Origin of the sequence: Pseudomonas sp. YJ42, assembly GCF_047225135.1 — a bacterium.
GTDB lineage: Bacteria > Pseudomonadota > Gammaproteobacteria > Pseudomonadales > Pseudomonadaceae > Stutzerimonas > Stutzerimonas stutzeri_E.
The window spans coordinates 3708758-3733306 of the sequence record NZ_CP178378.1; the positions used below are offsets into that span (position 1 = coordinate 3708758).

Sequence of the window (24549 nt, forward strand, 5' to 3'; positions counted from 1 at the left end):
GCGTTACAGCGAACGGGCTAGAAGAACCCCAGAGGATTGATGTCGTAGCTGATCAGCAGATTCTTCGTTTGCTGGTAGCTGTCGAGGATCATCTTGTGCGTCTCGCGACCGACGCCGGACTTCTTGTAGCCACCGAAGGCCGCATGGGCCGGGTAAAGGTGGTAGCAGTTGGTCCAGACACGGCCGGCCTTGATCGCCCGGCCCATGCGGTAGGCGCGATTGATGTCGCGTGTCCATACGCCTGCACCCAGGCCGTACTCGGTGTCGTTGGCGATGGCCAGGGCTTCGGCTTCGTCCTTGAAGGTGGTCACGCCGATCACCGGGCCGAAGATTTCCTCTTGGAACACACGCATCTTGTTCGTGCCCTTGAGCAGCGTCGGCTGGATGTAATAACCGGTGGCGAGCGAGCCTTCGAGCTTCTCCACACCGCCGCCAGTGAGTACTTCGGCCCCTTCTTGCTTGGCGATTTCCAGGTAGGACATGATCTTGTCGAACTGCTGCTGGCTGGCCTGTGCGCCGACCATGGTGTCGGTGTCCAGCGGATCGCCGCGCTTGATCTGCGAAACCTTCTTCATCACCGCTTCCATGAACGGCCCGTAGATCGACTCCTGCACCAGCGCCCGCGACGGACAGGTGCAGACTTCGCCCTGGTTGAAGAAGCCCAGCACCAGGCCTTCGGCGGCCTTCTCGATAAAGGTCGGCTCGGCCTGCATGATGTCTTCGAAGTAGATGTTCGGGCTTTTGCCACCCAGCTCGACGGTGCTCGGGATGATGCTCTCGGCGGCGCGCTTCATGATGTGCGAGCCCACCGGGGTCGAGCCGGTGAAAGCGATCTTGGCGATGCGCTTGCTGCTGGCCAAGGCCTCGCCGGCTTCACGGCCGTAGCCTTGCACGACGTTGAGCACGCCCGGCGGTAGCAGGTCACCGATCACCTCCATCAAAACGGCGATCCCCAGCGGCGTCTGCTCAGCGGGTTTCAGCACCACGCAATTGCCCGCCGCCAGAGCCGGCGCAAGCTTCCAGGCGGCCATCAGGATCGGGAAGTTCCACGGGATGATCTGTCCGACTACGCCCAGTGGCTCGTGGAAATGATAGGACGCGGTGTTTTCATCGATCTCGGCGCTGGTGCCTTCCTGGGCGCGGATGCACCCGGCGAAGTAACGGAAGTGGTCGGCGGCCAGCGGGATGTCAGCGTTCAACGTCTCGCGCACGGCTTTGCCGTTGTCCCAGGTTTCGGTGATGGCGAGCATCTCGAGGTTCTGCTCGATGCGATCGGCAATCTGCAGCAGGACCAGCGAGCGCGCCTGCGCGCTGGTTTTGCCCCAGGCATCGGCAGCGGCATGGGCGGCGTCCAGGGCCTTTTCGATATCCGCCGCGTCGGAACGGGGGAATTCGGCGATGGGTTGACCGTTGACCGGGGAAAGGTTGGTGAAATACTGGCCGTTGACCGGCTCGACGAACTCGCCGCCGATGAAGTTGCCGTAGCGGGACTTGAAGGAAACGACAGCGCCTTCGCTGCCGGGATGGGCGTAACGCATGGTGAGTCTCCGGGACTTGTAATTTTGTGGGACTACTGTGATTCAGCGTAGAACAAAGCCCGTTCGTCGGTTGGCGAGGCGACGTGCGGTGCGGGGTTTCGCGGGCGGGTGCTGTGCTAATCTGCGCCGCAGTTTTCGGCGCCGATACAGCGCGGCTGTGCCGCCTGGCCCCATGGGTTTGGCGTAGCGCTTTTCAGAGGTCATTCATGCATATTCATATTCTCGGCATCTGCGGCACCTTCATGGGTTCGCTGGCGGTGCTGGCCAAGGAACTGGGCCACCGCGTCACTGGCTCCGACGCCAACGTCTATCCCCCGATGAGCACCCAGCTGGAAGCCCAGGGTATCGAGCTGACCCAAGGCTACGAGCCCAGCCAGCTCGAACCGGCACCGGATCTGGTAGTGATCGGCAATGCGTTGTCGCGTGGCAACCCAGCGGTGGAGTACGTGCTGAACAAGGGGCTGCCCTACGTGTCCGGTCCGCAGTGGTTGGCCGATCACGTGTTGCAGGGGCGTTGGGTATTGGCCGCTGCCGGCACCCATGGCAAGACCACCACCAGCAGCATGCTCGCCTGGGTGCTGGAGCATGCCGGCATGAGCCCGGGCTTTCTCATCGGCGGTGTGCCGCAGAACTTCGGTATCTCGGCGCGGCTGGGCGGCACCCCGTTCTTCGTGGTCGAGGCGGATGAATACGACAGTGCCTTCTTCGACAAGCGCAGCAAGTTCGTCCATTACCGTCCGCGCACGGCGATCCTCAACAATCTGGAATTCGACCACGCCGATATTTTCCCGGACCTCGCCGCGATCGAAAGGCAGTTCCACCATCTGGTGCGAACCGTGCCGGGCGAAGGGCTGGTCATTCATCCCGAGTCAGAAGCAGCGCTAAAACGGGTGGTCGGCATGGGGTGCTGGACGCCAGTGCAGACAACCGGCGAAGGTGGGCAATGGCAGGCCAAGCTGCTCAGCGCCGACGGCTCGCGTTTCGAGGTCATCTTCGACGGTGCCGTGCAGGGCGTGGTGGACTGGGAGCTGACCGGCCAGCACAACGTCAACAATGCCTTGGCCACACTTGCGGCAGCCCGGCATGTCGGCGTATTGCCCAAGCAGGGCGCCGAGGCGCTGAGCGAGTTCTTGAGCGTCAAGCGGCGCATGGAAAAGGTCGCCGAGGTCAATGGCGTCACCATCTACGATGACTTCGCCCATCACCCGACCGCTATCGCCACGACCCTCGATGGCCTGCGCAAGCGGGTGGGCGATACGCCGATCATTGCCGTGATCGAGCCGCGTTCCAACTCCATGAAGCTTGGTGCTCACCGCGAAGGCCTGGCCGATTCGGTGGTATTGGCCGATCGGGCGATCTGGTACGCGCCGCCGAACCTCGGCTGGGATCTGGCCGCTACCGTGGCCGGCTCGCCGGTCGAGACGACCGTCTGCGATTCGCTGGACGCGATCATCGCCAAGGTGAAAGCCGACGCCAAACCGGGTACGCAGGTGGTGGTGATGAGCAATGGCGGTTTTGGTGGGCTGCACGTCAAGCTGGCCGCCGCTTTGAGCTGATCGCTCAAGGTGGAAAACGCTTCGCGGTTTTCCACCCTACGGTGACCGTGGGTAGGGTGGAAATCGCCGAAGGCATTTCCACGCGCAGGACAGGTAGGGTGGGCTTCAGCCCACCGGAACACGACCAGGCGGCAAAGGGAACAGATATATGAACGGACCGGAACGCATCACACTGGCCATGACCGGCGCCTCCGGCGCGCAGTACGGCCTGCGCCTGCTCGACTGCCTGATTCAGGAAGACCGCGAGGTGCACTTCCTGATCTCCAAGGCCGCGCAGCTGGTGATGGCCACTGAGACCGATGTTGTGCTGCCGGCCAAGCCGCAGGCCATGCAGTCGTTCCTGTCCGAATACACCGGCGCGGCGGCGGGGCAGATCCGTGTGTTCGCCAAGGAAGACTGGATGGCACCCCCGGCTTCGGGCTCCGGCGCGCCGACCGCGATGGTGGTAGTGCCCTGTTCCACTGGCACCCTGTCGGCCATCGCCACCGGCGCCTGCAACAATCTGATCGAGCGCGCGGCAGACGTTGCGTTGAAAGAGCGTCGCCAACTGATCCTGGTCCCGCGTGAAGCGCCGTATTCGAGCATCCATCTGGAGAACATGCTCAAGCTGTCCAATCTCGGCGCAGTCATCCTGCCGGCCTCGCCGGGCTTCTATCATCAACCGCAAACCCTCGATGATCTGGTCGATTTCGTCGTCGCGCGTATCCTCAACCTGCTCAACATCCCGCAGGACATGTTGCCGCGCTGGGGCGAACACCATATCGTCAGCGACGACTGATCCTAGCCGCGCCTGCGTTCGACAATCACCGAGGAGGCGCACATGAAGGGATCGGCCATACGACTCGGCGCCACACTGGCGCTCGTCCTGCTGCTCTCCGGTTGCGCCACGGTGCGCACCCTCGACGCCGCCAAGCCCGGCGCGCCCATCGTCTATTCGGGCACTCGGCTGGACTGGTACAGCCTCAACGGCGGTTGCTGCCCGCTGGACCGCTTCGGGGCCAAAGCGCCGAAATATGCGGCCCTCGACCTGCCTGCCAGCGTTTTGCTGGACACCCTGCTACTGCCGCTCTCGCTCTCGCTCGCGGCCGCGCTTGGGCTGGGGATCAACGTACAAGGCGGTCTCTAACCCCTCGGTTCAATGCGCTTGCCCTCGTGACGAGGCTCGTTTGCCGATAAGTATTGGTTATCGCGCGATCAGCAGCTGTCACTAGGCAGCGCTCGCGGTGCTTCTTAGAGTGGCCGGCACCCAGAACAATAAAAGCGAGGAAAGACGATGAGGCGTTGCCTGATCGCGAATCCCGAGCGTGGCGCGCAGACGCCCGACATTCTCTATTCATATGATCAGAAGGCTGGCCTGCTGGGTCATCCGACGGTTGGCGGAATCAACAACCGCCGTTCGGCACGACAGGGTGCCTTTCCTGTAACCGCCCATGAAAGCTGTAGTCGCTTCGTCAGGTTGACTCCGTGGCGTGGCGCCGGCCGCTTGCCCGCTCAATCGTTCGGGCGATTTCGATGTGAGAGTTGCCAACTTCATTTGACAGCCAATCATATGATGATAGGGTTCAGTAGACCCAAGGGCAGTCGCACAGAGGCTCGCATGTCGAACAACTATCACAGCGCAACGGTGGAATGGCTGGGTTCCTGGATCGCGTCGGGTAAGGTTCAACCTGGCGAGACACTCAAGGTCGAAGCCGGTCTCTGCGAAGAGCTGGGCGTCAGCCGCACCGTGATCCGCGAGGCGATCAAGACGCTGGTGGCCAAGGGCATGCTCGACGTCGGGCCGAAGGTGGGCACACGAGTGACGCCGGTGCGTTCTTGGAATCTGTTCGACGTCCAGGTCGTAGGCTGGTTGGCTGAGAACGGCCTGCCGGAAAGTTTCGTGATGGACCTGATCGATCTGCGCCGAACCATCGAACCGACCGCCGTGCGCTGGGCATGTGAACGCGCGACGCCGAAGCAGATTGCTGAAATCCAGGCTGCCTATCAGGCGCTTGCCGCGTCCCTGGGCGACAAGGACGACTACAACCGCGCCGACAAGCTCTTCCACGAGGCGGTGCTTGCTGCCAGCCACAATCAATTCATCGAACGCATGGTGCCCGCGTTGGGCGCCTTGCTGGCGGTGTCCTTCGAAGTGTCATCGACGGTGCCTGACGAACTCGGCCTGACCCTGCCGCTGCACAAGGAAATTGCCGACGCCATCGCCAGCCGCGATGGCGCGCGCGGGGTCTGGGCGTGCATGACGCTGATCGAGCGTGCGGCCCTGACCATTTCACGTCATTACCCCGAGCTGGTCGTATTACGCGGCGAGCAGACTGCGCCATAAAAACAATGAAAGCGGAGTGCGACCATGCAATGGCTGCCCATCTCGCAACAACGTTACCTGCTGGCCGAGGGCCCTTTCTGGGATGTCCGGCAGCAGACGCTCTATTGGGTCGATATCATCGGCCGACTGGCCTGCCGGCTGGGCCCGGACGGCTACCGCCAGTGGCAGCTGGCCGAGCCGGTCTCGACGTTCATTCCCTGCCGGCGTGGCGACGCGCTGGTGACGCTGGCCAGCGGTGTCTACCGCCTCGACCTCCACGCCGCTGACGACGAGTCTGCGCTCAATCGCTTCTGCATCGCCGACGGTACGCCCGGCAACCGCGCCAACGAAGCGCGCTGCGATGCCCAGGGGCGGCTCTGGCTCGGCACCATGCAGAACAACATCGATGAGGATGGCGGCGACCTGCCTATCACCCGGCGTTCCGGTGGTCTGTTTCGAGTCGATCCGGATGGTTCGGTCACGCAGCTGCTCAGCGATCTGGGCATCGTCAATACGCTGCTGTGGAACGAGGTGGGTGATCGCGTCATCTGCGGCGACACGCTGGACGAATCGCTGTACAGCCACCGCGTCGCTGACGACGGGCAGCTGATCGACCGAGACACCTGGGCCGGCCCGCATCCGCGTGGAGTTCCCGACGGCTCGGCCATGGATGCCGAGGGCTACGTCTGGAATGCACGCTGGGGTGGTCATTGCCTGCTGCGTTTCGCGCCGGATGGCTGCCTGGATCGCATCGTCGAATTGCCCGTCAGTCACCCCACTAGCTGCGTATTCGGCGGGCCCGACCTGACCCATTTGTATGTCACCTCCGCCAGGACGGGCGAGGCGTCGACTGAACTGGACGGCGCCGTGCTGATGGCTGATGTCGGTATCACCGGCACGCCTTGTACACGTTTCGCCGGTTGATCTGTTTATCCGGCCGCACTGTGGCCACTTAACTGCTTAGGAGTTGTTCACATGGCCTCACCGCTTTCATTGCCACCGACACCCGAACCCCAACGCGGCGAGCGCCTGAAAGGCAAGGTCGTGGTCGTCACCGGCGGTGCCCAGGGCATCGGCGAGGCGATCGTGGCCTGCTTCCAGGCGCAGCAGGCCAAGGTCGTGATCGGTGATATCCAGGGTGAGAAGGCCGAGCGGGTCGCCGCCGGCTGGCGCGAGCGGGGCGGCGACGTGCGCGCCTTGAAAACCGACGTCACCCAGCCGGCGGAGCTGGAGGCGCTGGTTGGTCTGGCGCTCGAGCACTACGGCCAGGTCGATGTGCTGGTCAATTGCGCAGGCGTCAACGTATTTCGCGATCCGCTGGAAATGACCGAAGAGGACTGGCGGCGTTGCTTCGCCATCGATCTGGACGGCGTCTGGTTCGGTTGCAAGGCGGCGTTGCCACATATGGTGCAACGCGGCATCGGCAACATCATCAATATCGCCTCGGTTCACTCGACCAACATCATTCCCGGCTGCTTTCCATACCCCGTCGCCAAGCACGGCCTGCTCGGGCTGACTCGCGCACTGGGCATCGAATATGCGCCCAAGGGCATCCGCGTCAACGCCATCGCGCCGGGCTACATCGAGACGCAGCTCAACGTCGATTACTGGAACGATTTCGCTGACCCCCACGCCGAGCGCCAGCGCGCCTTCGACATGCATCCGCCGCGGCGCATCGGCCAGCCGATCGAGGTGGCGATGACCGCGCTGTTCCTCGCCACCGACGAGGCGCCTTTCATCAACGCCGCCTGCATCACCATCGATGGTGGACGCTCGGTGCTCTACCACGATTGACAAGGGTTCGTTTCAAAGGGGCCGGCAGTGCCCCCAGCGGCAAGCCGCCAGCAAGGCATCCGGTGGTGACGTGTCAGGGGGATGAGCTCTGACGAATCAACAAAAAGCTATTCAATAAGAACAATGGAGGTAGCTATGTTCCGGTCTTTCGGAATCCGTTCGCTTTGCTGTGCCGCGCTGACTGTTGGCGCGATGAGTTTCGCCGGTGCGACTCTGGCCGAAGACGAGGTCAAGATCGGCTTTCTGGTCAAGCAACCTGAAGAGCCCTGGTTTCAGACCGAGTGGGCCTTCGCCGAGAAGGCCGCCAAGGAGCATGGGTTCACCCTGCTGAAAATCGCCGTGCCGGATGGCGAGAAAACGCTGGCCGCCATCGACAGCCTGGCGGCCAATGGCGCTAAGGGCTTTGTCATCTGCACCCCCGACGTTGCGCTCGGCCCGGCCATCGTTGCCAAATCCAAGTTCAACGACCTCAAGGTCATGGCTGTCGACGATCGCTTCGTCGATGCCAAGGGCCAGCCCATGGAAGAGGTGCCGTATCTTGGTATGGCCGCTTTTGAAGTGGGCCAGAAGCAGGGCGCGGCCATGGCTGAAGAAGCCAAGAAGCGCGGCTGGGACTGGAACGACACTTATGCGGTGATCAACACCTACAACGAACTCGACACCGGCAAGAAGCGTACTGACGGTTCCGTCGATGCGTTGAAGAAGGCTGGCTTCCCCGAAGACCACATCTTCTACACCCCGCAGAAAACCCTCGACGTGCCGGGCAGCATGAACGCCACGACCTCGGCGCTGGTGAAGCTGCCGCGTGGTGCGAAGCACCTGATCATCGGTGGCATGAACGATAACACCGTGCTGGGCGGCGTAAGGGCTACCGAAAGCGCGGGGTTCAGCGCCGAGAACGTGATCGGCATCGGCATCAACGGCACCGACGCCATCGGTGAGCTGAAGAAGGACAACAGTGGCTTCTACGGCTCGATGCTGCCCAGCCCGCACATCGAAGGCTATGAAACCGCGCGGATGATGTACGAGTGGGTCACCACCGGCAAAGAACCACCCAAGTACACCGCGATGGACGAAGTCACCCTGATTACCCGCGAGAACTTCCAGGAAGAGCTGGAAAAGATCGGTCTCTGGAAATAAGCCGGTCCATTCGCGGGCGGCCTGATCTCAGGTCGATTTCAGTATCGAACTCGTCCAGTCGAACGGGCGAGGGTGGAGACGCTCCATGCTTCAACAAGTCAATTCGGGCGACAGCCTGCGTTTCAACGGCATCGGTAAGAACTTCCCCGGCGTGCGTGCGCTGTCGGAAATCAGCTTCGAAGCCCGGCCCGGCACCGTTCACGCCCTGATGGGTGAGAACGGCGCCGGGAAGTCGACGCTGCTGAAAATTCTCGGCGGCGCCTATCAGCCGAGCAGCGGTGATCTGCAGATCGGGGCGCGCACACTGGCATTTCGATCCGCCGGGGAAAGCATCGCCAGCGGTGTCGCGGTGATCCACCAGGAGCTGCATCTGGTGCCGGAAATGAGCGTGGCCGAAAACCTGATGCTCGGGCACATGCCTTCGCGCTTCGGGCTGGTGAATCGGAGGGCGATGCTGCGTCAGGCGCATGAACTGCTCAAGGGACTGGCCGACGAGATCGATCCGTCTGCACGCCTGGGCAGCCTGTCGCTGGGGCAGCGTCAGCTGGTGGAAATCGCCAAGGCGATGTCGCGCAACGCCCACGTGATCGCCTTCGACGAGCCAACCAGCAGCCTCTCGGCGCGGGAAATCGAGCGGCTGATGACGATCATCGGCCGGCTGCGGGACGAGGGGCGAGTGGTGCTTTACGTCTCGCACCGGATGGAAGAGATCTTCCGTATCTGCGACGCGGTCACGGTGTTCAAGGACGGCCGCTTCGTCTGCACCTTCGACGATATGAGCGAGCTGACCCATGACGCGCTGGTGACCTGCATGGTCGGGCGCGATATCCAGGACATCTACAACTACCGCCCGCGCGAGCAGCAAGGCGAGGCCTTGCGCGTCGAAGGGCTGCTCGGCCACGGTTTGCAGGAGCCGGTGAGTTTCTCGGTCAGCCGTGGCGAGGTACTCGGCTTCTTCGGTCTGGTCGGTGCCGGGCGTACCGAACTGCTGCGCCTTCTCGCCGGGTTAGCCCCGCACAAGGCCGGTACGGTGCAGCTCGATGGCCAGCCCTTGCAACTGAAGTCGGCACGCGACGCCATCGCTTCGGGGATTCTGCTCTGTCCCGAAGATCGCAAGAAGGAAGGCATCGTGCCGCTGGGCAGCGTGGCGGAGAACATCAACATCGGTGCGCGTGGCCGCAATGCCCGTCTCGGTTGCCTGGTGCAGGGCCGCTGGGAGCGCGAGAACGCCGACCGGCAGATCCGCGCCCTGAATATCAAGACCCCGTCGGCGGACCAGCAGATCGTTTTTCTCTCTGGCGGCAACCAGCAGAAGGTGATTCTCGGGCGCTGGCTGTCGATGCCAATGAAGGTGCTGCTGCTCGACGAGCCCACCCGCGGCATCGACATCGGCGCCAAAGCCGAGATCTACCAGATCATCCATGACCTCGCGGCGAGCGGTATCGCGGTGATCGTCGTCTCCAGCGACCTGATGGAAGTCATCGGCATATCCGATCGCATCCTGGTGATGAGCGAGGGCGCGATCACCGGTGAAGTCACCCGCGACCAGGCTGAAGAATCCCGCCTGCTGCAACTGGCACTTCCGCGCTCGCGCGGCTGAACAACCATGAAGAGGTGCTCTATGTCTGCTCAACAAAACGCTCTGGCCGCGCCGCGGCAGGGTCTCAACATGCGCCGCTTCCTCGACGACTGGGTCATGGTGTTGGCGGCGCTCGGCATCTTCGCGTTGTCGGCGATCTTCATCGATAACTTTCTCTCGCCGTTGAACATGCGCGGCCTGGGGCTGGCGATCTCGACCGTGGGCATCGCCGCCTGCACCATGCTGTTCTGCCTGGCGTCCGGGCACTTCGACCTCTCGGTCGGCTCGGTGATTGCCTGCGCCGGAGTTGTGGCGGCTGTGGTGATGCGCGATACCGAGAGTGTGTTCCTCGGTGTCTCGGCGGCGCTGGCGATGGGGTTGGCGGTCGGGCTGATCAACGGCATCGTGATCGCCAAGCTGCGCATCAATGCCTTGATCGCCACGCTGGCGACGATGCAGATCGTGCGCGGGCTGGCCTATATCTTCTCCAACGGCAAGGCCGTGGGGGTGATGCAGGAGGACTTTTTCCTGTTCGGCAATGGCAGTCTGTTCGGCGTACCGGTGCCCATCCTGATCACTGTCGTCTGCTTCGCCTTCTTCGGTTGGCTGCTCAACTACACCACCTATGGTCGCAACACCATGGCCATCGGCGGCAATCAGGAAGCGGCGCTGCTGGCTGGGGTCCATGTCGATCGTACCAAGATCATCATCTTTGCCGTGCATGGCCTGATCGGCGCGCTGGCCGGTGTGGTATTGGCGTCGCGGATGACCTCGGGGCAACCGATGATCGGCCAGGGCTTCGAGCTGACGGTGATTTCAGCCTGTGTACTCGGGGGCGTCTCGCTCAGCGGCGGCATCGGCATGATCCGCCACGTGATCGCCGGGGTGCTGATTCTGGCGATTATCGAGAACGCGATGAATCTGAAGAATATCGACACCTTCTACCAGTACGTCATCCGCGGCACGATTCTGTTGCTGGCGGTGATCATCGATCGGCTGAAGCAGCGCTGATCCCAATCGCGCCGCGTGTCGGCGCGCTGGAGAAATCCCGTGGATACACACCTGATCGCCCTGGATTGGGGCACCAGTTCGCTGCGCGCTTATCGGCTCGGTGCGGCCGGCGAAACGCTGGAAGTGCGCGGCTTGCCACTGGGTGTCATGCAGCTCGATGGCTGCGAGGCCGACTTCGAGCGCGCACTGGAGCAGGCGTGTGGTGACTGGCAGAGCGCCGCGCCCCAAGCCCCGATGATTGCCTGCGGCATGGTTGGCAGCGCCCAGGGCTGGCGTGAAGCCCGCTATATCGAAGCGCCGCTGCGTGCTGATGAACTGACATTGCTGCCCATCGAGCGCTCGCACGGAATGCCGCTATGGTTGGTGCCCGGCGTGATTCAGCGCGGCGGCGTGCCTAACGTGATGCGTGGCGAAGAAACCCAGGTGTTCGGCCTGCTCGATGGCGATGACAGTCAGCTTGCGCCATTGCTGATCGGCCTACCGGGTAGCCACAGCAAATGGGTCACGGTGGAAGGTGGGCAGCTCAGCCGATTCCAGACCTTCATGACCGGCGAGGTCTATCAGGCGTTGCTCGGCCATACGATTCTCGGGCGCACCGCGGTGACCAGCGACAGCTTCAATGCCGCGGCTTTCGAGCGTGGCCTTCGCGTCGCAAGGTCGAGCGAAGGGCAGGCCGGCCCGCTTTCGACGATTTTCAGCAGCCGCACGCTGGTGCTGACCGGCGAGCTCAGCGGCGCAGCCCAGGCCGATTACCTGTCCGGGCTGTTGATAGGGCACGAGCTGGCCGCCATGAGCGCGATGCTGCAGGTGCCGCCATCGCAGTCCATCGTCCTGATCGGCAATTCGACCCTGTGTGCTCGCTACCTTTGGGCGCTCGAGCATTGCGGCTTCGAGTCGTTGCGCTTCGCGCCCGAGGCCACGGCCGCCGGGCTCTGGAAGATTGCCGCAGGCGCCGGCCTGGTCGCCACCGATACTGCAGGAGAGTCAGATGTTCCACCGCACGCTTGCCATTAACGGGCTGGTCGCGATCCTCCGAGGCCTGCGCCCCGAGGAGGCCGAGTCGGTCGGCAGCGCGCTCTATGCCGTCGGTATAAGGATCATCGAGGTACCGCTCAATTCGCCGCAGCCGCTGCGCAGCATCGAAATCCTGCGCCGGACCTTGCCCGACGATTGCCTGGTTGGCGCCGGTACGGTGCTTTCAACGCAGCAGGTGCAAGCGGTGAAGGAAGCCGGCGGGCAGCTGATCGTCATGCCGCATTGCGACGCCCAGGTGCTGCATGCTGCTAAGACCGCGGGTCTTTATCTCGCACCTGGCGTCGCCACGCCCAGCGAAGCCTTCGCGGCACTGGCGGCGGGTGCCGACGCGCTCAAATTGTTCCCCGCCGAGCAGGTCGGTATCGGCGCGATGAGAGCCTGGCTGGCCGTGCTGCCGACCGGTACGGCGCTGCTGCCGGTGGGCGGCATCACGCCGGAGAACATGGCGCCTTACCTGCGGGCCGGGGCGGCCGGCTTCGGTCTTGGCTCGGCACTTTATTCGCCGGGATTGTCCGCCGACGAGGTGGGTCGCCGGGCGCACGCCTTCATTCTGGCCCGCCACGCGGCGATGGCCTGACCACTTTCTGCGAGAGAGCTGCGATGAAAATTACCCGCCTTACCACGCTGGTTGTGCCGCCACGCTGGCTGTTCCTCAAGATCGAAACCGATGAAGGCGTCACCGGCTGGGGCGAGCCTGTCGTCGAAGGCCGCGCGCACAGCGTCGCCGCGGCAGTGGATGAGCTGGCCGACTACCTGGTGGGGCGCGATCCGCGCAACGTCGAAGACCTCTGGACGGTGATGTACCGTGGCGGCTTCTACCGGGGCGGGCCCATTCTGATGAGCGCCATTGCCGGTATCGATCAGGCGCTGTGGGACATCAAGGGCAAGGCGTTGGGTGTCTCGGTCAGCGACTTGCTCGGTGGGCGGGTGCGCGAGCGTATCCGGGTGTACTCCTGGATTGGCGGGGATCGCCCGGCGGATACCGCCAACGCCGCCCGCGCTGCAGTGGCGCGTGGCTTCAGTGCAGTGAAGATGAACGCCAGCGAGGAGCTGCAGTTCGTCGACAGCCATGCCAAGGTCGATGCGGTGTTGGCGAACATGGCTGCCGTACGGGATGCGGTGGGCAGGAATATCGGTATTGGCGTGGATTTTCACGGCCGCGTGCACAAGCCCATGGCGAAGATCCTGATCAAGGAGCTCGAGGCGTATCGGCCGATGTTCATCGAGGAGCCGGTGCTCAGCGATAACTATGAGGCGCTCAAAGAGCTGGCGCCGCTGTCCTGTGCGCCCATCGCGCTGGGAGAACGGTTGTATTCGCGCTGGGATTTCAAACGCATCCTCGCCGACGGTTACGTCGACATCATTCAGCCGGACACCTCTCATGCCGGCGGCATCACCGAGACGCGCAAGATCGCCAGCATGGCCGAGGCCTACGACGTCGCGCTGGCGCTGCATTGCCCGCTCGGACCGATTGCGCTGGCGGCGTGCCTGCAGTTGGACGGCGTCTGCTACAACGCCTTCATTCAGGAGCAGAGCCTGGGCATCCATTACAACCAGGGCAACGACCTGCTCGACTACATCAGCAACCGGGAGGTGTTCGAGTACGAGGATGGCTTCGTCGCGATACCGAATGGGCCGGGGCTGGGCATCGAGATCAATGAGGATTACGTGCGGGAACAGGCGCGTATCGGCCATCGTTGGCGCAACCCGATCTGGCGTCACGCCGATGGCAGTGTGGCCGAGTGGTAGGGCGGCGACATGGTTGTAGTCAGGCGCACGGCAGGCCTCACGGCCCGTAGCTGCAGCAAGAGCCAAAAGCTTCGCCCCGAGGCGGGCCTCCCACAAAAGCGGCCAGCGCGCACCGAACCGCTGTAGGAGGCGCGCCCCGCGGCGAACGCTGGTTCGGATCCGCAGCGGTCTATGAAACCAACCGTGCTGCAAGCAAAGCGGCTGCTAAAAACGACCTCGCCAACGGCGAGGCTCGTTACAGCCTGAAGGCCCCTTGCGGGGCCTTCTGCATCAGGGCTTGGGAAATTTGTAGATCGTGGTCTGGGTGTAGGTCTCGCCCGGGTCGAGGCGAGTGCTCGGGAAGTCTGGTTGATTGGGCGAGTCCGGGTAGTGCTGCGTTTCCAGTGTGAAAGCGCTCCAGTGCGAGTAGGTCTTGCCGCCTTTGCCCTTGATGCTGCCGTCGAGGAAATTGCCGGTATAGAGCTGCACACCGGGCTCGGTGGTGTACATCAACAGCCGCCGTCCGGACTCGGGGTCGTGCACTTCGGTAGCCAGCTTGCTGAGGTCGCCATCGGTATCCAGCACCCAGTTGAAATCGAAGCCGCCGGCCTTGGCCTCGGCGAACTTCAATTGCTCGTGATCATCCTTTATGTGTTCGCCAAAGCGGGTCGGCTGGAGGAAATCCATCGGTGTGCCCTTCACCTCGGCCAGCTCGCCGGTGGGGATGAGTTTCTCGGTGACCGGTGTATAGCGCGAGGCGTGCAGCGTCGCGACCTGATCCAGCACGCTCGGGCTGCCAGCGCCGGCGAGGTTGAAGTAGCTGTGGTTGGTCAGGTTGAGCACGGTGGGTTTGTCGGTGGTGGCGCGGTACTGAATGCGCAGCTCGTTGTCTTCGTTGAGGCTGTAGGTCACATGGGTGGTCATGGTGCCTGGAAAGCCCATCTCGCCATCGGGCGACACGTAGCTCAGCTCGACACCGACCCAGCCGTCCTCGTCGGCGGGCCTGGCCTTCCAGACCCGTTTGTCGAAACCCTCCGGCCCGCCATGCAGGGCGTTGCTGCCGTCGTTCTGCGGGATCTGGTAGGTCTTGCCGTCGAGTTCGAAGCGGCCATCCGCGATGCGGTTGCCAAAGCGCCCGATAGTCGCGCCGAAGTAAACGTTGCCGTTCTTGATGTAGTCATCGACATCATCGAAGCCGAGCACGATGTCGTCGGTCTTGCCGTTCTTGTCCGGTATCAGCAATGACTGCAGCACGCCGCCGTAGGTGATCACCACCGCTTCCACCCCTTGGCTGTTTTTCAGGGTGTATTTTTCGATGGGCGTGCCGTCCGGCATCTTGCCGAAGCTGCCGTGCTGGTTGGACAGACCTGCCGCTTGGGCGCCGAATGTACTGATCATGAGTGACAGGGCAATTCCGTTGAGTAGCAATCTGGGTTGCATGGCTTCACCTGACATTGTTGTTGTTTTTTGCGTGAGCGCACGCCGCCAGGGCTGTTTGGATGTTGGGCGACGTTGCGTCGGCTAAAGCCTAGACAGTGGAGTTATTCCCTCCCAATACCAATTACGGTGTCTTCGATATGCAAACCGATATATCTTCAAGTTCTGAGACATGATCTGATCAGCTGTGCTGGCGGGCTCCGTGTTGCGCCAGTGCCCACTCGACGTGTTCGCGCACCAGTTCAGATGGGTCCTCGCGGCGAGCCTGCAGCGCTTCAAGCACGGGAATGCTCGAGGGTGCGTTGCCCAACCCGACGGCCAGATTGCGCAACCAGTTCTGGTAACCCGTCCGCCGCAGCGGCGAGCCTTCGGTACGGCTGAGAAATTCCGCTTCGGTCCAGCGAAACAGCGCCGCCAGTTCGGCATTGTCGAGGCTGTGGCGGGGCTGGAAGTCGGTCTGCTCAGTTGGTTTGGCGAAGCGATTCCAGGGGCAGACGATCTGGCAGTCGTCGCAGCCGAACACCCGGTTGCCGATCTTCGGCCGCAGCTCGACCGGTATGGGGCCTTTCAGCTCGATGGTGAGGTAGGAAATGCAGCGTCGCGCGTCCAGCATACGTTCACCGACGAAGGCCTCGGTCGGGCAAATGTCCAAGCAGGCGTGGCAGCTGCCGCAGTGGTCGCGCGCACTGGGCTCGTCAACCGGCAAATCGATGTCTACGAAGAGTTCGCCGAGGAAGAACCAGCTTCCAGCCTTGCGGTTGAGCACCAGGGTGTTCTTGCCGATCCAGCCGAGGCCGGCCTGCTGCGCCACGGCTTTTTCCAGCACTGGCGCGCTGTCGACGAAGGCGCGGAAGCCGAAGGGACCTATGACTTGCTGAATGCGCTCGGCCAGCTGCTGCAGGCGCTTGCGGATCAGCTTGTGGTAGTCGCGCCCCAATGCGTAACGCGAGACGTAGGCCTTCTCGGGATGCGCCAGTTGCGCGGCCATGCGCGTGTCGCCCGGCAGGTAATCCATGCGTAACGACACGACTCGCAGCGTGCCCGGCACCAGCTGCTCCGGGTGGGAACGTTTGCTGCCGTGGGCAGCCATATAATCCATCTCGCCGTGGTAGCCGGCTGCCAGCCAGCGCTCCAGGTGCGCTTCATGCTCGCCCAGGTCGACACCGGTGATGCCAACCTGCTGAAAGCCGAGCTCGCGTCCCCACTCCTTGATGGAGTCGGCAAGTGCGACGGGGTCGAGAGTGGTGCTGGACATGGCTTCGGTTGTCGGGCGTTACGGCGTGTGATGGGCAACTGATGTTCGTTTCGGTGCGGTGGCTGTTACAGCTGCCGCGCTGTGCGCCCTGAGGTGGTGACATCCATTGTTGTCCGCCGTCGACGCGCTGCGGGCGGCCAGGCAGGCGCATGCGTATAATTCTGCCAGATATTCGCTCGGGTGATTCATGTCCCAGACCACCGATACACTCCCCAACCGTCTTTACTCGGTCGCGCAGGTACGCGAACTCGACGCTCGGCTGATCGCCGCCGGGACGCCCGGTTTCGAACTGATGCAGCGCGCCGCCCACGCAGCCTGGCGTGCCTTGCGCCGGCGTTGGCCGGATAGCGCCGAAATCACCGTGCTGGCTGGGCGCGGCAATAACGCTGGAGACGGGTACCTGATCGCAGCGCTGGCGCAGCGCGCCGGTCGTGAGGTTCAGGTCATCGCAGTGGGTGATCCCCTCCAGCTGCAGGGCGATGCTGCCAGCGCCTTCAATGAAGCACAGGCAGCCGGCGTGCGGGTGACCCCCTGGTCGTCTGGCGCCGAGCTGCGCGGTGTGCTGGTCGATGCGCTGCTCGGCACAGGGATTACCGGCGAGGTGCGCGAACCGTACGCCAGCGCCATTCGCGCCATGAACGAAAGTGAGCTAGCGATCCTTGCAGTCGATTTGCCATCGGGGCTGTGTGCCGACACCGGGCGCCTGCTCGGCGAGGTGGTGCGTGCCGAGCTGACCGTGACATTCATCGGGCTCAAGCTCGGGCTGTTCACTGGAGAGGGGCCGGATCGGATCGGCGCGCTGGTCTTCGATGACCTACAAGGCGACGCGCAGGAGGTCGAGCAGAGTGCGTACGCCGCCGTGCGTTTGTCCGAAGCGGTCCTGCCCAAGCTCGCGCCCCGTTCCCCGACCGCTCATAAAGGGAGCTTCGGTCAGGTACTGGTCATTGGCGGTGACCTTGGCACGGGCGGTGCTGCCTTGCTGACAGCCGAAGCGGCACTGCGCTGCGGGGCCGGCATGGTGACCCTGGCAACGCGGCCGGAGCATGTCACCGCCTCGCTGGTGCGGCGCCCGGAGATCATGTGCAGTGGTGTCGAATCCACCTATGCGCTGACGGGGCTGACCGGACGCGCCGATGTGCTGGTCATCGGACCAGGCCTGGGGCAAGCGCCGTGGGGGCGCAGTTTGCTGTCGCTGGCTCCGCAGTGCCGCATGCCTCAAGTGTGGGACGCCGATGCGCTGAACCTGCTGGCGACCGGCGCGGTCGAGTTGCCGAGTGATTGCCTGCTGACGCCGCACCCAGGCGAGGCCGCACGGTTGTTGGGCATGACGGTCGCACAGGTCCAGGCCGATCGTCCCGCGGCAACCCAAGCACTGGCAAAGCGCTACAGTTGTAGCGTACTGCTCAAAGGCGCAGGTACGCTGATCGCAGGACCTGATGGACGTTTGGCGCTATGTGATCGCGGCCATCCGGCCATGGCCAGTGCGGGGCTGGGCGACGTTCTGGCGGGCGTCGCGGGCGCCCTACTGGCGCAAGGCCTTAGGCCGTTCGATGCAGCCTGTCTGGCCGTGTGGCTGCATGCCGTGGCCGGTGAGCGCGCCGGCGAGCAAGGCCGTGGATTGGCCGCCGTCGATATGATCCCAGCCATTCGCCAGCTGCTCGAGGAACAATCGCCATGCCGGATGTGACGCTATTTGCAGCCGACGAAGCGGAGATGCTGGCGCTGGGTGCGACCATCGCCCGGGCGACCGATGGTCGGGGCGTGATCTATCTGCATGGTGATCTCGGCGCAGGCAAGACGACGTTGTCGCGCGGGCTGATTCGCGGTTTCGGACATGAGGGCAAGGTCAAAAGCCCGACCTTTACCTTGGTCGAACCTTACGAAACGCCGGCCGCACGCGTCTTTCACTTCGACCTGTACCGGCTCGTCGATCCGGAAGAACTGGAGTTTCTGGGCATTCGCGACTATTTCGAAGGGGACGCATTGTGCCTGGTAGAGTGGCCAGAACGTGGCGCCGGCATTTTGCCAAAGGCCGACCTGGACATTACCATTACGCCCCAAGGCGCTGGCCGCTCGCTGCGTCTGACGCCGCGAGGCGAACGTGGAGTTGGCTGGTGTTCTGTCCTGACCATCGGTAATCAATGAATAACATGGGGTTGGGTATGCGCATGCGCGCGCTGGTAAGTGGTTTGGCATTGATGCTCGCGGCCGTGCAGGCCCTGGCTGCTTCCGACGTGCAGAGCGTGCGTTTGTGGCGGGCGCCGGATAATACGCGTCTGGTATTCGATCTCTCCGGTCCGGTAAAGCACAGCGTGTTCACCCTGACGGCGCCGGATCGCATTGTGATCGACGTCGATGGCGGTAATCTGCCCAAGCCGTTCGAGCAGTTGCCACTGGAAAAAACGCCCATCTCCGGGCTGCGTGCGGCCAAGTACGATGCCGATACGTTGCGGGTGGTTATCGACCTCTCTGCTCAGGTGACGCCCAAGAGTTTTACCCTGACCCCGAATCAGCAGTACGGTCATCGGCTCGTAGTCGATCTGTACGATGAGGGCGCCGACCCGTCCGCAACCGCAGACGTGCCGGCGACGACCACGCCGAGCACACCCGCCGCGCCCGTATCACCAACCTTGCCGTCGCTCAGTTTGCCGTCGCTGCCAAGCAGCAAGCGTGACATCGTGATCGCTATCGATGCCGGCCATGGCGGCGAGGATCCAGGGGCGATCGGCCCGGGTAAGATCTACGAGAAGAACGTGGTGCTGCAGATTTCCAAGGAGTTGCAACGCCAGATCAACGCCGAAAAGGGCTTCCGCGCCGAACTGGTACGCACGGGGGACTACTTCATTCCGCTGCGCAAACGCACCGAGATTGCCCGCAAGAAGGGCGCGGATCTGTTCGTCTCGATACACGCCGACGCGGCGCCTCGTTCGTCCGCCTATGGTGCCTCGGTGTTCGCCCTGTCGGATCGAGGCGCTACCTCGGAAACCGCACGTTGGCTAGCTGACAGCGAAAACCGTTCGGATCTGATTGGCGGCGCCGGCAATGTCAGCTTGGGAGACAAGGATCAGATGCTCGCTGGCGTGCTGCTGGATCTATCGATGACGGCCTCGCTCTCATCCAGCCTCAACATTGGGCAAAAGGTCTTGAGCAATATGGGACGTATCACGCCGTTGCACAAAAGCCGAGTGGAGCAGGCTGGATTCATGGTGCTGAAATCTCCGGACATTCCTTCAATCCTGGTGGAAACCGGCTTCATCTCCAACCCGTCCGAAGCGCGCAAACTGCAAACCTCCGCCCATCAACAATCGCTGGCACGCTCGATTCGCAGTGGTGTGCGGCAGTTCTTCCAGGAAAACCCGCCCCCCGGAACCTACATCGCCTGGATGCGGGACTCAGGCAAGATCGCCAGTGCGCCTCGCGAACACGTGGTTCGCTCCGGTGAAAGCCTGGCGCTGCTTGCCGAGCGCTATCAGATCAGCCTGTCGGCGCTGCGCAGTGCCAACAGCCTGAAGAGCGACGTGATCAAAATCGGTCAGACTCTGACGATTCCAGCCACCACCCTGGCGGCCCAGCCATGACCGAGGCGGCGCGTATCCAGCTGCTCAATCCACGGCTGGCGAATCAGATTGCGGCGGGGGAAGTGGTTGAGCGACCCGCTTCGGTTATCAAGGAGCTGCTGGAAAACAGCCTCGATTCGGGTGCCTCACGTATCGAGGTGGATGTCGAACAAGGCGGGGTGAAATTGCTTCGCGTGCGTGACGATGGCTGTGGGATTCCCGCCGACGACTTGCCGCTGGCGCTGGCCCGGCATGCGACCAGCAAGATTCGCGATCTTGAAGACTTGGAGCGGGTGATGAGCCTGGGCTTCCGGGGCGAGGCGCTGGCGTCGATCAGTTCGGTGTCGCGTTTGACGCTCACGTCTCGTACCGCTGACGCCGCCGAGGCCTGGCAGGTCGAAACCGAAGGTCGCGACATGGAAGCTCGTGTCCAGCCAGCGGCGCATCCGGTTGGTACGTCCGTCGAAGTGCGCGACCTGTTCTTCAATACGCCGGCCCGCCGCAAGTTCCTGCGCACCGAGAAGACCGAGTTCGACCATTTGCAGGAAGTGATCAAGCGACTGGCTTTGGCGCGCTTCGACGTGGCCTTCCATTTGCGCCACAACGGCAAGGTGGTGCTTGCGCTGCATCAGGCCTGCGATACCGCATCGCGGGCACGGCGTGTGGCGTCGGTGTGCGGTCCAGCCTTTCTCGAGCAGGCGCTGCCCGTGGAAATCGAGCGCAACGGCTTGCATCTTTGGGGCTGGGTCGGTTTGCCGACATTTTCGCGCAGCCAGGCGGATCTGCAGTATTTCTACGTCAACGGACGCATGGTCCGTGACAAGCTGGTCGCCCATGCCGTGCGGCAGGCGTACCGCGACGTGTTGTTCAATGGTCGTCATCCAACCTTCGTGCTGTTTCTCGATGTCGATCCGGCAGTGGTGGATGTCAATGTCCACCCGACTAAACACGAGGTGCGTTTCCGCGATAACCGCATGGTGCACGACTTCCTGTACGGCACTTTGCACCGCGCGCTCGGTGATGTGCGTCCGGAAGATCAGCTCGCTGCGCCGACCAGCGCTGCGCCGGTCGCCCAGGTCAGCGGTCTGGCCGCCGGGGAATTCGCCGGGCAGAACGAAATGAGTCTCGCCGCCAGCGTGCTCGAGCAGCCGCAGGGCGAACAGCCAGCTTGGCGAGGGGCCGGTGCCGGCTATCAGGCACCCCGGCCAATGCCGGTGGGGAATGTTGCCGAAGCTCAGGGCGCCTATCGGGAGTTCTTTTCGCCACTGGCCGAAGTCGGTCCGGCGGCGTTGCCGGAGAGTCAGCACGATATTCCGCCGTTGGGCTATGCGCTGGCCCAGCTCAAGGGCATCTACATTCTGGCAGAGAATGCGCAGGGGCTGGTGCTGGTGGATATGCACGCCGCTCACGAGCGGATCATGTATGAGCGGCTGAAAACCGCGATGGCCAGTGAGGGTTTGCGAGGGCAACCATTATTGGTGCCCGAGTCGATCGCAGTTGCCCAGCGAGAGGCTGACTGTGCCGAGGAGCACGCTCACTGGTTTAAGATGCTCGGTTTCGAGCTGCAGCGACTGGGGCCGGAAAGCCTGGCGATTCGCCAGATTCCTTCGTTGCTCAAGCAAGCCGAAGCGACGCGACTGGTTCAGGATGTGCTCGCTGATCTGCTGGAATACGGCACCAGTGACCGCATTCAGGCGCATCTCAACGAGTTGCTGGGCACCATGGCCTGCCACGGGGCGGTTCGAGCCAACCGGCGCCTTACCCTGCCGGAGATGAATGGTCTGTTGCGCGATATGGAGCAGACCGAGCGCAGCGGTCAGTGCAATCATGGTCGCCCGACTTGGACCCAGATGGGTATGAGTGAGCTGGACAAGCTGTTCCTCAGGGGGCGGTAAGTTCTATTCGCCAGCCTCGCGGTTACATCGGTTGCGCGTTGCGTAGCCAAATCACCTTCCTCTCGAGCTCTCGATGTCCCAACTGCCTCCCGCCATTTTCCTCATGGGTCCCACTGCCGCAGGCAAGACCGATCTCGCAATGGAGCTTGCTAGACAGTTGCCCTGTGATCTGATCAGTGTGGATTCGGCGCTGGTATATAGGGGCATGGATATCGGCACCGCCAAGCCCTCGACAGAGCTGCTGCAGGCGTTTCCCCACCGGTTGATCGACATTCGTGATCCGGCGCAGAGCTACTCGGCGGCCGATTTTGTCGGTGACGCACTGGCCGCGATGGCGGAAAGTACCGCGGCAGGGCGTATCCCGCTGCTGGTTGGCGGCACCATGCTGTATTTCAAGGCGTTGAGCGAAGGCCTCGCCGATATGCCCGCTGCCGACGCATCGGTGCGCGCCGAGCTGGAAGCGCAGGCGGAGGCCGAGGGGCTGGCGGCGCTTCATCGGCAGTTGGCAGAAGTCGACCCGGAGTCTGCGGCGCGGATTCATCCCAACGACCCTCAGCGTCTGATCAGGGCGCTTGAGGTCTACCGAGTCAGCGGTATCAACATGAGTGAGCACCGTGCCCGACAAAGGTTGCAAAAAGCTGGAGCAGGCACGCCAGACGGCTGCGTCTTGCCTTATACTGTCGCGCAGTTGTCCGTTGCGCCCGCGCAGCGACAGGTCTTGCACGAGCGTATCGAACAACGCTTCGTGGCGATGGTTGAACAGGGCTTTGTCGAGGAGGTCGAAACCCTTCGTAGGCGTGGCGATCTGCATCCCGAACTGCCTTCCATGCGCGCCGTAGGCTATCGTCAGGTCTGGAGTTATCTGGACGGTGCCTATTCGCGAGAGGAAATGGTTCAGCGCGGCGTCATCGCCACCCGGCAACTGGCTAAGCGTCAATTGACTTGGTTGCGGGGGTGGGAGGGGGTTCACTGGTTGGAAAGTTCGGCCTGCGACAATCTGCCGCGAGCATTGAAATACTTGAAGACGCTCACCATATTGAGCTGACACTGCAATTCGACCGGCTATTCTCAAATCACTGATCGGCCGTGTTTGATTCTAAAAATTAATGAAAAGATCCTTTAAGGAGTGCGGCACATGTCAAAAGGGCATTCGCTACAAGACCCTTACCTGAACACTTTGCGTAAGGAACGCGTTCCGGTTTCCATCTACCTGGTCAACGGCATCAAGCTCCAGGGTCAGATCGAGTCATTCGACCAATTCGTTATCCTCTTGAAGAACACCGTTAGTCAGATGGTCTACAAGCACGCTATCTCGACCGTCGTTCCTGGCCGTCCGGTGCGCCTGCCTGCAGCCGGCGATGCGGAGCAGTCAGAGTCGGGTAACGACTAAAGGGGGCCTTCATTGTTCTTCGAACGTCCCGATGGTGGTGAGCGGGCTATCCTGGTTCATCTGGATGGTCAGGATCCAGCGGCGCGTGAAGACCCTCAGGAGTTTCGGGAGCTGGCACGCTCAGCGGGCGCCGAAACTGTCGGTTTCGTCAATGTGGCCAGGCATCAACCTTCCGCCAAGTTTTTGATCGGTAGCGGCAAGGTCGAGGAGTTGCACGATCTCGTCAAGGATGGCGAGGTCGAGTTGGTCATCTTTAATCACATTCTGACACCCAGTCAGGAGCGCAATCTCGAACGTGCGCTCGAGTGCCGCGTGCTCGATCGAACCGGTTTGATTCTGGATATCTTTGCCCAGCGTGCACGGACGCACGAAGGTAAGCTGCAGGTCGAGTTGGCTCAGCTGGAACATATGAGCACGCGCCTGGTACGTGGCTGGACTCACCTTGAACGGCAGAAGGGTGGTATCGGTCTGCGTGGCCCGGGCGAGACCCAGTTGGAAACAGACCGTCGCCTGTTGCGCGTGCGTATCCGTCAGATCAAACAGCGCCTGGAAAAGGTACGTGGCCAGCGTGAGCAGGCTCGCCGGGGGCGCCGCCGTGCGGATATTCCGCTGATATCCCTGGTGGGCTATACCAACGCCGGCAAGTCTACGTTGTTCAATGCGTTGACCGAATCCGACGTCTACGCTGCCAACCAGTTGTTCGCCACGCTCGATCCGACCTTGCGTCGTCTGGAGCTGGGCGACCTGGGGCCGGTAGTGCTTGCCGATACGGTGGGCTTCATTCGCCACCTGCCGCACAAACTGGTCGAATCCTTCCGGGCCACACTCGAAGAGTCGAGCAATGCTGATCTGCTGCTGCATGTCATCGATGCGCATGAGCCCGAGCGCGATCAGCAGATCGAGCAGGTGCTGGCGGTGCTGACCGAGATCGGCGCAAATGAGCTGCCGATTTTGGAGGTCTACAACAAGGTGGATCTGCTGGAAGGTATCGAGCCGCAGATCCAACGCAACGCTGACGGTGTGCCGCAGCGGGTCTGGGTGTCGGCACAGAAGGGGCTGGGCCTCGATCTGCTGAAGCAAGCCGTCGCCGAATTGCTCGGCAATGATTTATTCGTGGGCACGCTTCGACTTCCGCAGCGCCTTGGGCGGCTGCGAGCGCAATTGTTCGACTTGGGAGCGGTGCAGTCCGAGTCCCATGACGACGAGGGTGGCAGCCTGCTTGACGTACGACTACAGCGAGTCGAGCTGCACCGCCTGATAAGCCGAGCAGGCCTCGAGGTGGAGCAGTTCTTCGAACAACACACTTTGCAATAAAGCTCGGGGGGCTTTTGA

At 62.6% G+C, this 24549-nt stretch carries 22 protein-coding genes; 19 read left to right on the forward strand and 3 right to left on the reverse strand.

Annotation, left to right across the window (positions count from 1 at the left end; genetic code table 11):
- Positions 1-17 precede the first annotated feature (17 nt).
- The gene (locus ACL0K2_RS17045) at positions 18-1538 is read right to left on the reverse strand and encodes an aldehyde dehydrogenase family protein (protein WP_045160722.1); all 1521 of its coding nucleotides are present in this window, start codon (positions 1536-1538) and stop codon (positions 18-20) included.
- A 206-nt stretch (positions 1539-1744) separates the two neighbouring features.
- On the opposite strand from ACL0K2_RS17045, the gene mpl reads away from it, so the two are divergent.
- The 12 genes from mpl (at position 1745) to dgoD (ending at position 13704) form a co-directional block, all read left to right on the forward strand.
- A complete protein-coding gene (gene mpl / locus ACL0K2_RS17050) occupies positions 1745-3094 on the forward strand; it encodes a UDP-N-acetylmuramate:L-alanyl-gamma-D-glutamyl-meso-diaminopimelate ligase (protein ID WP_413043100.1) in 1350 nt (449 codons plus the stop codon).
- Positions 3095-3242: 148 nt separating this feature from the next.
- Positions 3243-3872 (forward strand): flavin prenyltransferase UbiX, encoded by a 630-nt coding sequence (gene ubiX / locus ACL0K2_RS17055; RefSeq protein WP_413043101.1) that lies wholly within the window; start codon positions 3243-3245, stop codon positions 3870-3872.
- A gap of 42 nt (positions 3873-3914) precedes the next feature.
- On the forward strand, positions 3915-4220 hold the full coding sequence (locus tag ACL0K2_RS17060) for a YceK/YidQ family lipoprotein (RefSeq protein ID WP_413043102.1): 306 nt from the start codon (positions 3915-3917) through the stop codon (positions 4218-4220).
- A 471-nt stretch (positions 4221-4691) separates the two neighbouring features.
- Positions 4692-5417 carry a FadR/GntR family transcriptional regulator gene (locus tag ACL0K2_RS17065; protein WP_045160726.1) on the forward strand — a complete coding sequence of 242 codons (726 nt, stop codon included), beginning with the start codon at positions 4692-4694 and terminating at the stop codon, positions 5415-5417.
- Positions 5418-5441: 24 nt separating this feature from the next.
- Positions 5442-6320, forward strand: coding sequence for an SMP-30/gluconolactonase/LRE family protein (locus ACL0K2_RS17070; protein ID WP_413043103.1), 879 nt, complete (start codon positions 5442-5444; stop codon positions 6318-6320).
- A 51-nt stretch (positions 6321-6371) separates the two neighbouring features.
- Positions 6372-7190, forward strand: a complete 819-nt coding sequence (locus ACL0K2_RS17075; protein WP_413043104.1) for an SDR family oxidoreductase — start codon at positions 6372-6374, stop codon at positions 7188-7190.
- A gap of 135 nt (positions 7191-7325) precedes the next feature.
- Positions 7326-8330 (forward strand): substrate-binding domain-containing protein, encoded by a 1005-nt coding sequence (locus tag ACL0K2_RS17080; RefSeq protein WP_045160729.1) that lies wholly within the window; start codon positions 7326-7328, stop codon positions 8328-8330.
- A gap of 85 nt (positions 8331-8415) precedes the next feature.
- Positions 8416-9930: an L-arabinose ABC transporter ATP-binding protein AraG gene (gene araG, locus ACL0K2_RS17085; protein WP_413043105.1), complete on the forward strand. Its 1515-nt coding sequence runs from the start codon at positions 8416-8418 to the stop codon at positions 9928-9930.
- Between the two features lie 21 nt (positions 9931-9951).
- Positions 9952-10920 carry an L-arabinose ABC transporter permease AraH gene (araH, locus tag ACL0K2_RS17090; protein WP_045160731.1) on the forward strand — a complete coding sequence of 323 codons (969 nt, stop codon included), beginning with the start codon at positions 9952-9954 and terminating at the stop codon, positions 10918-10920.
- Between the two features lie 39 nt (positions 10921-10959).
- A complete protein-coding gene (locus tag ACL0K2_RS17095) occupies positions 10960-11934 on the forward strand; it encodes a 2-dehydro-3-deoxygalactonokinase (protein ID WP_239611080.1) in 975 nt (324 codons plus the stop codon).
- Entirely contained in the window at positions 11909-12532 is a 624-nt protein-coding gene (locus ACL0K2_RS17100; RefSeq protein WP_413043106.1) for a 2-dehydro-3-deoxy-6-phosphogalactonate aldolase, read from the forward strand. The genes ACL0K2_RS17095 and ACL0K2_RS17100 overlap by 26 nt, the downstream gene beginning before the upstream one ends.
- Positions 12533-12555: 23 nt before the next feature.
- Positions 12556-13704, forward strand: coding sequence for a galactonate dehydratase (gene dgoD, locus ACL0K2_RS17105; RefSeq protein ID WP_045160734.1), 1149 nt, complete (start codon positions 12556-12558; stop codon positions 13702-13704).
- Positions 13705-13974: 270 nt separating this feature from the next.
- Here dgoD and ACL0K2_RS17110 read toward each other — a convergent pair whose 3' ends face one another.
- Both ACL0K2_RS17110 and queG read right to left on the reverse strand, forming a co-directional pair.
- A complete protein-coding gene (locus tag ACL0K2_RS17110) occupies positions 13975-15123 on the reverse strand; it encodes an aldose epimerase family protein (RefSeq protein ID WP_413043107.1) in 1149 nt (382 codons plus the stop codon).
- A gap of 178 nt (positions 15124-15301) precedes the next feature.
- Complete coding sequence (gene queG, locus ACL0K2_RS17115; protein ID WP_239611077.1) at positions 15302-16375, reverse strand: tRNA epoxyqueuosine(34) reductase QueG; 1074 nt, start codon at positions 16373-16375, stop codon at positions 15302-15304.
- 187 nt (positions 16376-16562) lie between these two features.
- Here queG and ACL0K2_RS17120 point away from each other — a divergent pair, with 187 nt between their 5' ends.
- From ACL0K2_RS17120 to hflX, 7 genes are all read left to right on the forward strand, one after another.
- Positions 16563-18062 (forward strand): NAD(P)H-hydrate dehydratase, encoded by a 1500-nt coding sequence (locus ACL0K2_RS17120; protein ID WP_413043108.1) that lies wholly within the window; start codon positions 16563-16565, stop codon positions 18060-18062.
- The gene (gene tsaE / locus ACL0K2_RS17125) at positions 18050-18520 is read left to right on the forward strand and encodes a tRNA (adenosine(37)-N6)-threonylcarbamoyltransferase complex ATPase subunit type 1 TsaE (RefSeq protein ID WP_045160739.1); all 471 of its coding nucleotides are present in this window, start codon (positions 18050-18052) and stop codon (positions 18518-18520) included. Before ACL0K2_RS17120 ends, tsaE begins: the two co-directional genes overlap by 13 nt.
- Positions 18521-18525: 5 nt before the next feature.
- A complete protein-coding gene (locus ACL0K2_RS17130; protein ID WP_230623571.1) occupies positions 18526-19953 on the forward strand; it encodes an N-acetylmuramoyl-L-alanine amidase in 1428 nt (475 codons plus the stop codon).
- Positions 19950-21827, forward strand: coding sequence for a DNA mismatch repair endonuclease MutL (gene mutL / locus ACL0K2_RS17135; protein ID WP_413043109.1), 1878 nt, complete (start codon positions 19950-19952; stop codon positions 21825-21827). Before ACL0K2_RS17130 ends, mutL begins: the two co-directional genes overlap by 4 nt.
- Before the next feature lie 73 nt (positions 21828-21900).
- The gene (gene miaA, locus ACL0K2_RS17140) at positions 21901-22872 is read left to right on the forward strand and encodes a tRNA (adenosine(37)-N6)-dimethylallyltransferase MiaA (protein WP_045160741.1); all 972 of its coding nucleotides are present in this window, start codon (positions 21901-21903) and stop codon (positions 22870-22872) included.
- Between the two features lie 90 nt (positions 22873-22962).
- Positions 22963-23217, forward strand: coding sequence for an RNA chaperone Hfq (gene hfq / locus ACL0K2_RS17145; protein ID WP_021206763.1), 255 nt, complete (start codon positions 22963-22965; stop codon positions 23215-23217).
- Positions 23218-23229: 12 nt separating this feature from the next.
- Complete coding sequence (gene hflX / locus ACL0K2_RS17150) at positions 23230-24531, forward strand: ribosome rescue GTPase HflX (protein ID WP_413043110.1); 1302 nt, start codon at positions 23230-23232, stop codon at positions 24529-24531.
- Positions 24532-24549: the final 18 nt, after the last annotated feature.

Excerpts from the sequence above, each read along its gene's own strand:
- ACL0K2_RS17130 (WP_230623571.1), top strand. The coding sequence starts at position 18,526 with ATGGGGTTGGGTATGCGCATGCGCGCGCTGGTAAGTGGTTTGGCATTG.
- ACL0K2_RS17110 (WP_413043107.1), bottom strand. The coding sequence starts at position 15,123 with ATGCAACCCAGATTGCTACTCAACGGAATTGCCCTGTCACTCATGATC.
- araH (WP_045160731.1), top strand. The coding sequence starts at position 9,952 with ATGTCTGCTCAACAAAACGCTCTGGCCGCGCCGCGGCAGGGTCTCAAC.
- ACL0K2_RS17070 (WP_413043103.1), top strand. The coding sequence starts at position 5,442 with ATGCAATGGCTGCCCATCTCGCAACAACGTTACCTGCTGGCCGAGGGC.
- mpl (WP_413043100.1), top strand. The coding sequence starts at position 1,745 with ATGCATATTCATATTCTCGGCATCTGCGGCACCTTCATGGGTTCGCTG.
- ACL0K2_RS17075 (WP_413043104.1), top strand. The coding sequence starts at position 6,372 with ATGGCCTCACCGCTTTCATTGCCACCGACACCCGAACCCCAACGCGGC.
- ACL0K2_RS17045 (WP_045160722.1), bottom strand. The coding sequence starts at position 1,538 with ATGCGTTACGCCCATCCCGGCAGCGAAGGCGCTGTCGTTTCCTTCAAG.
- tsaE (WP_045160739.1), top strand. The coding sequence starts at position 18,050 with ATGCCGGATGTGACGCTATTTGCAGCCGACGAAGCGGAGATGCTGGCG.
- dgoD (WP_045160734.1), top strand. The coding sequence starts at position 12,556 with ATGAAAATTACCCGCCTTACCACGCTGGTTGTGCCGCCACGCTGGCTG.
- ACL0K2_RS17060 (WP_413043102.1), top strand. The coding sequence starts at position 3,915 with ATGAAGGGATCGGCCATACGACTCGGCGCCACACTGGCGCTCGTCCTG.
- miaA (WP_045160741.1), top strand. The coding sequence starts at position 21,901 with ATGTCCCAACTGCCTCCCGCCATTTTCCTCATGGGTCCCACTGCCGCA.
- ACL0K2_RS17100 (WP_413043106.1), top strand. The coding sequence starts at position 11,909 with ATGTTCCACCGCACGCTTGCCATTAACGGGCTGGTCGCGATCCTCCGA.
- queG (WP_239611077.1), bottom strand. The coding sequence starts at position 16,375 with ATGTCCAGCACCACTCTCGACCCCGTCGCACTTGCCGACTCCATCAAG.
- mutL (WP_413043109.1), top strand. The coding sequence starts at position 19,950 with ATGACCGAGGCGGCGCGTATCCAGCTGCTCAATCCACGGCTGGCGAAT.
- hfq (WP_021206763.1), top strand. The coding sequence starts at position 22,963 with ATGTCAAAAGGGCATTCGCTACAAGACCCTTACCTGAACACTTTGCGT.
- araG (WP_413043105.1), top strand. The coding sequence starts at position 8,416 with ATGCTTCAACAAGTCAATTCGGGCGACAGCCTGCGTTTCAACGGCATC.
- ACL0K2_RS17065 (WP_045160726.1), top strand. The coding sequence starts at position 4,692 with ATGTCGAACAACTATCACAGCGCAACGGTGGAATGGCTGGGTTCCTGG.
- ACL0K2_RS17120 (WP_413043108.1), top strand. The coding sequence starts at position 16,563 with ATGTCCCAGACCACCGATACACTCCCCAACCGTCTTTACTCGGTCGCG.
- ubiX (WP_413043101.1), top strand. The coding sequence starts at position 3,243 with ATGAACGGACCGGAACGCATCACACTGGCCATGACCGGCGCCTCCGGC.
- ACL0K2_RS17080 (WP_045160729.1), top strand. The coding sequence starts at position 7,326 with ATGTTCCGGTCTTTCGGAATCCGTTCGCTTTGCTGTGCCGCGCTGACT.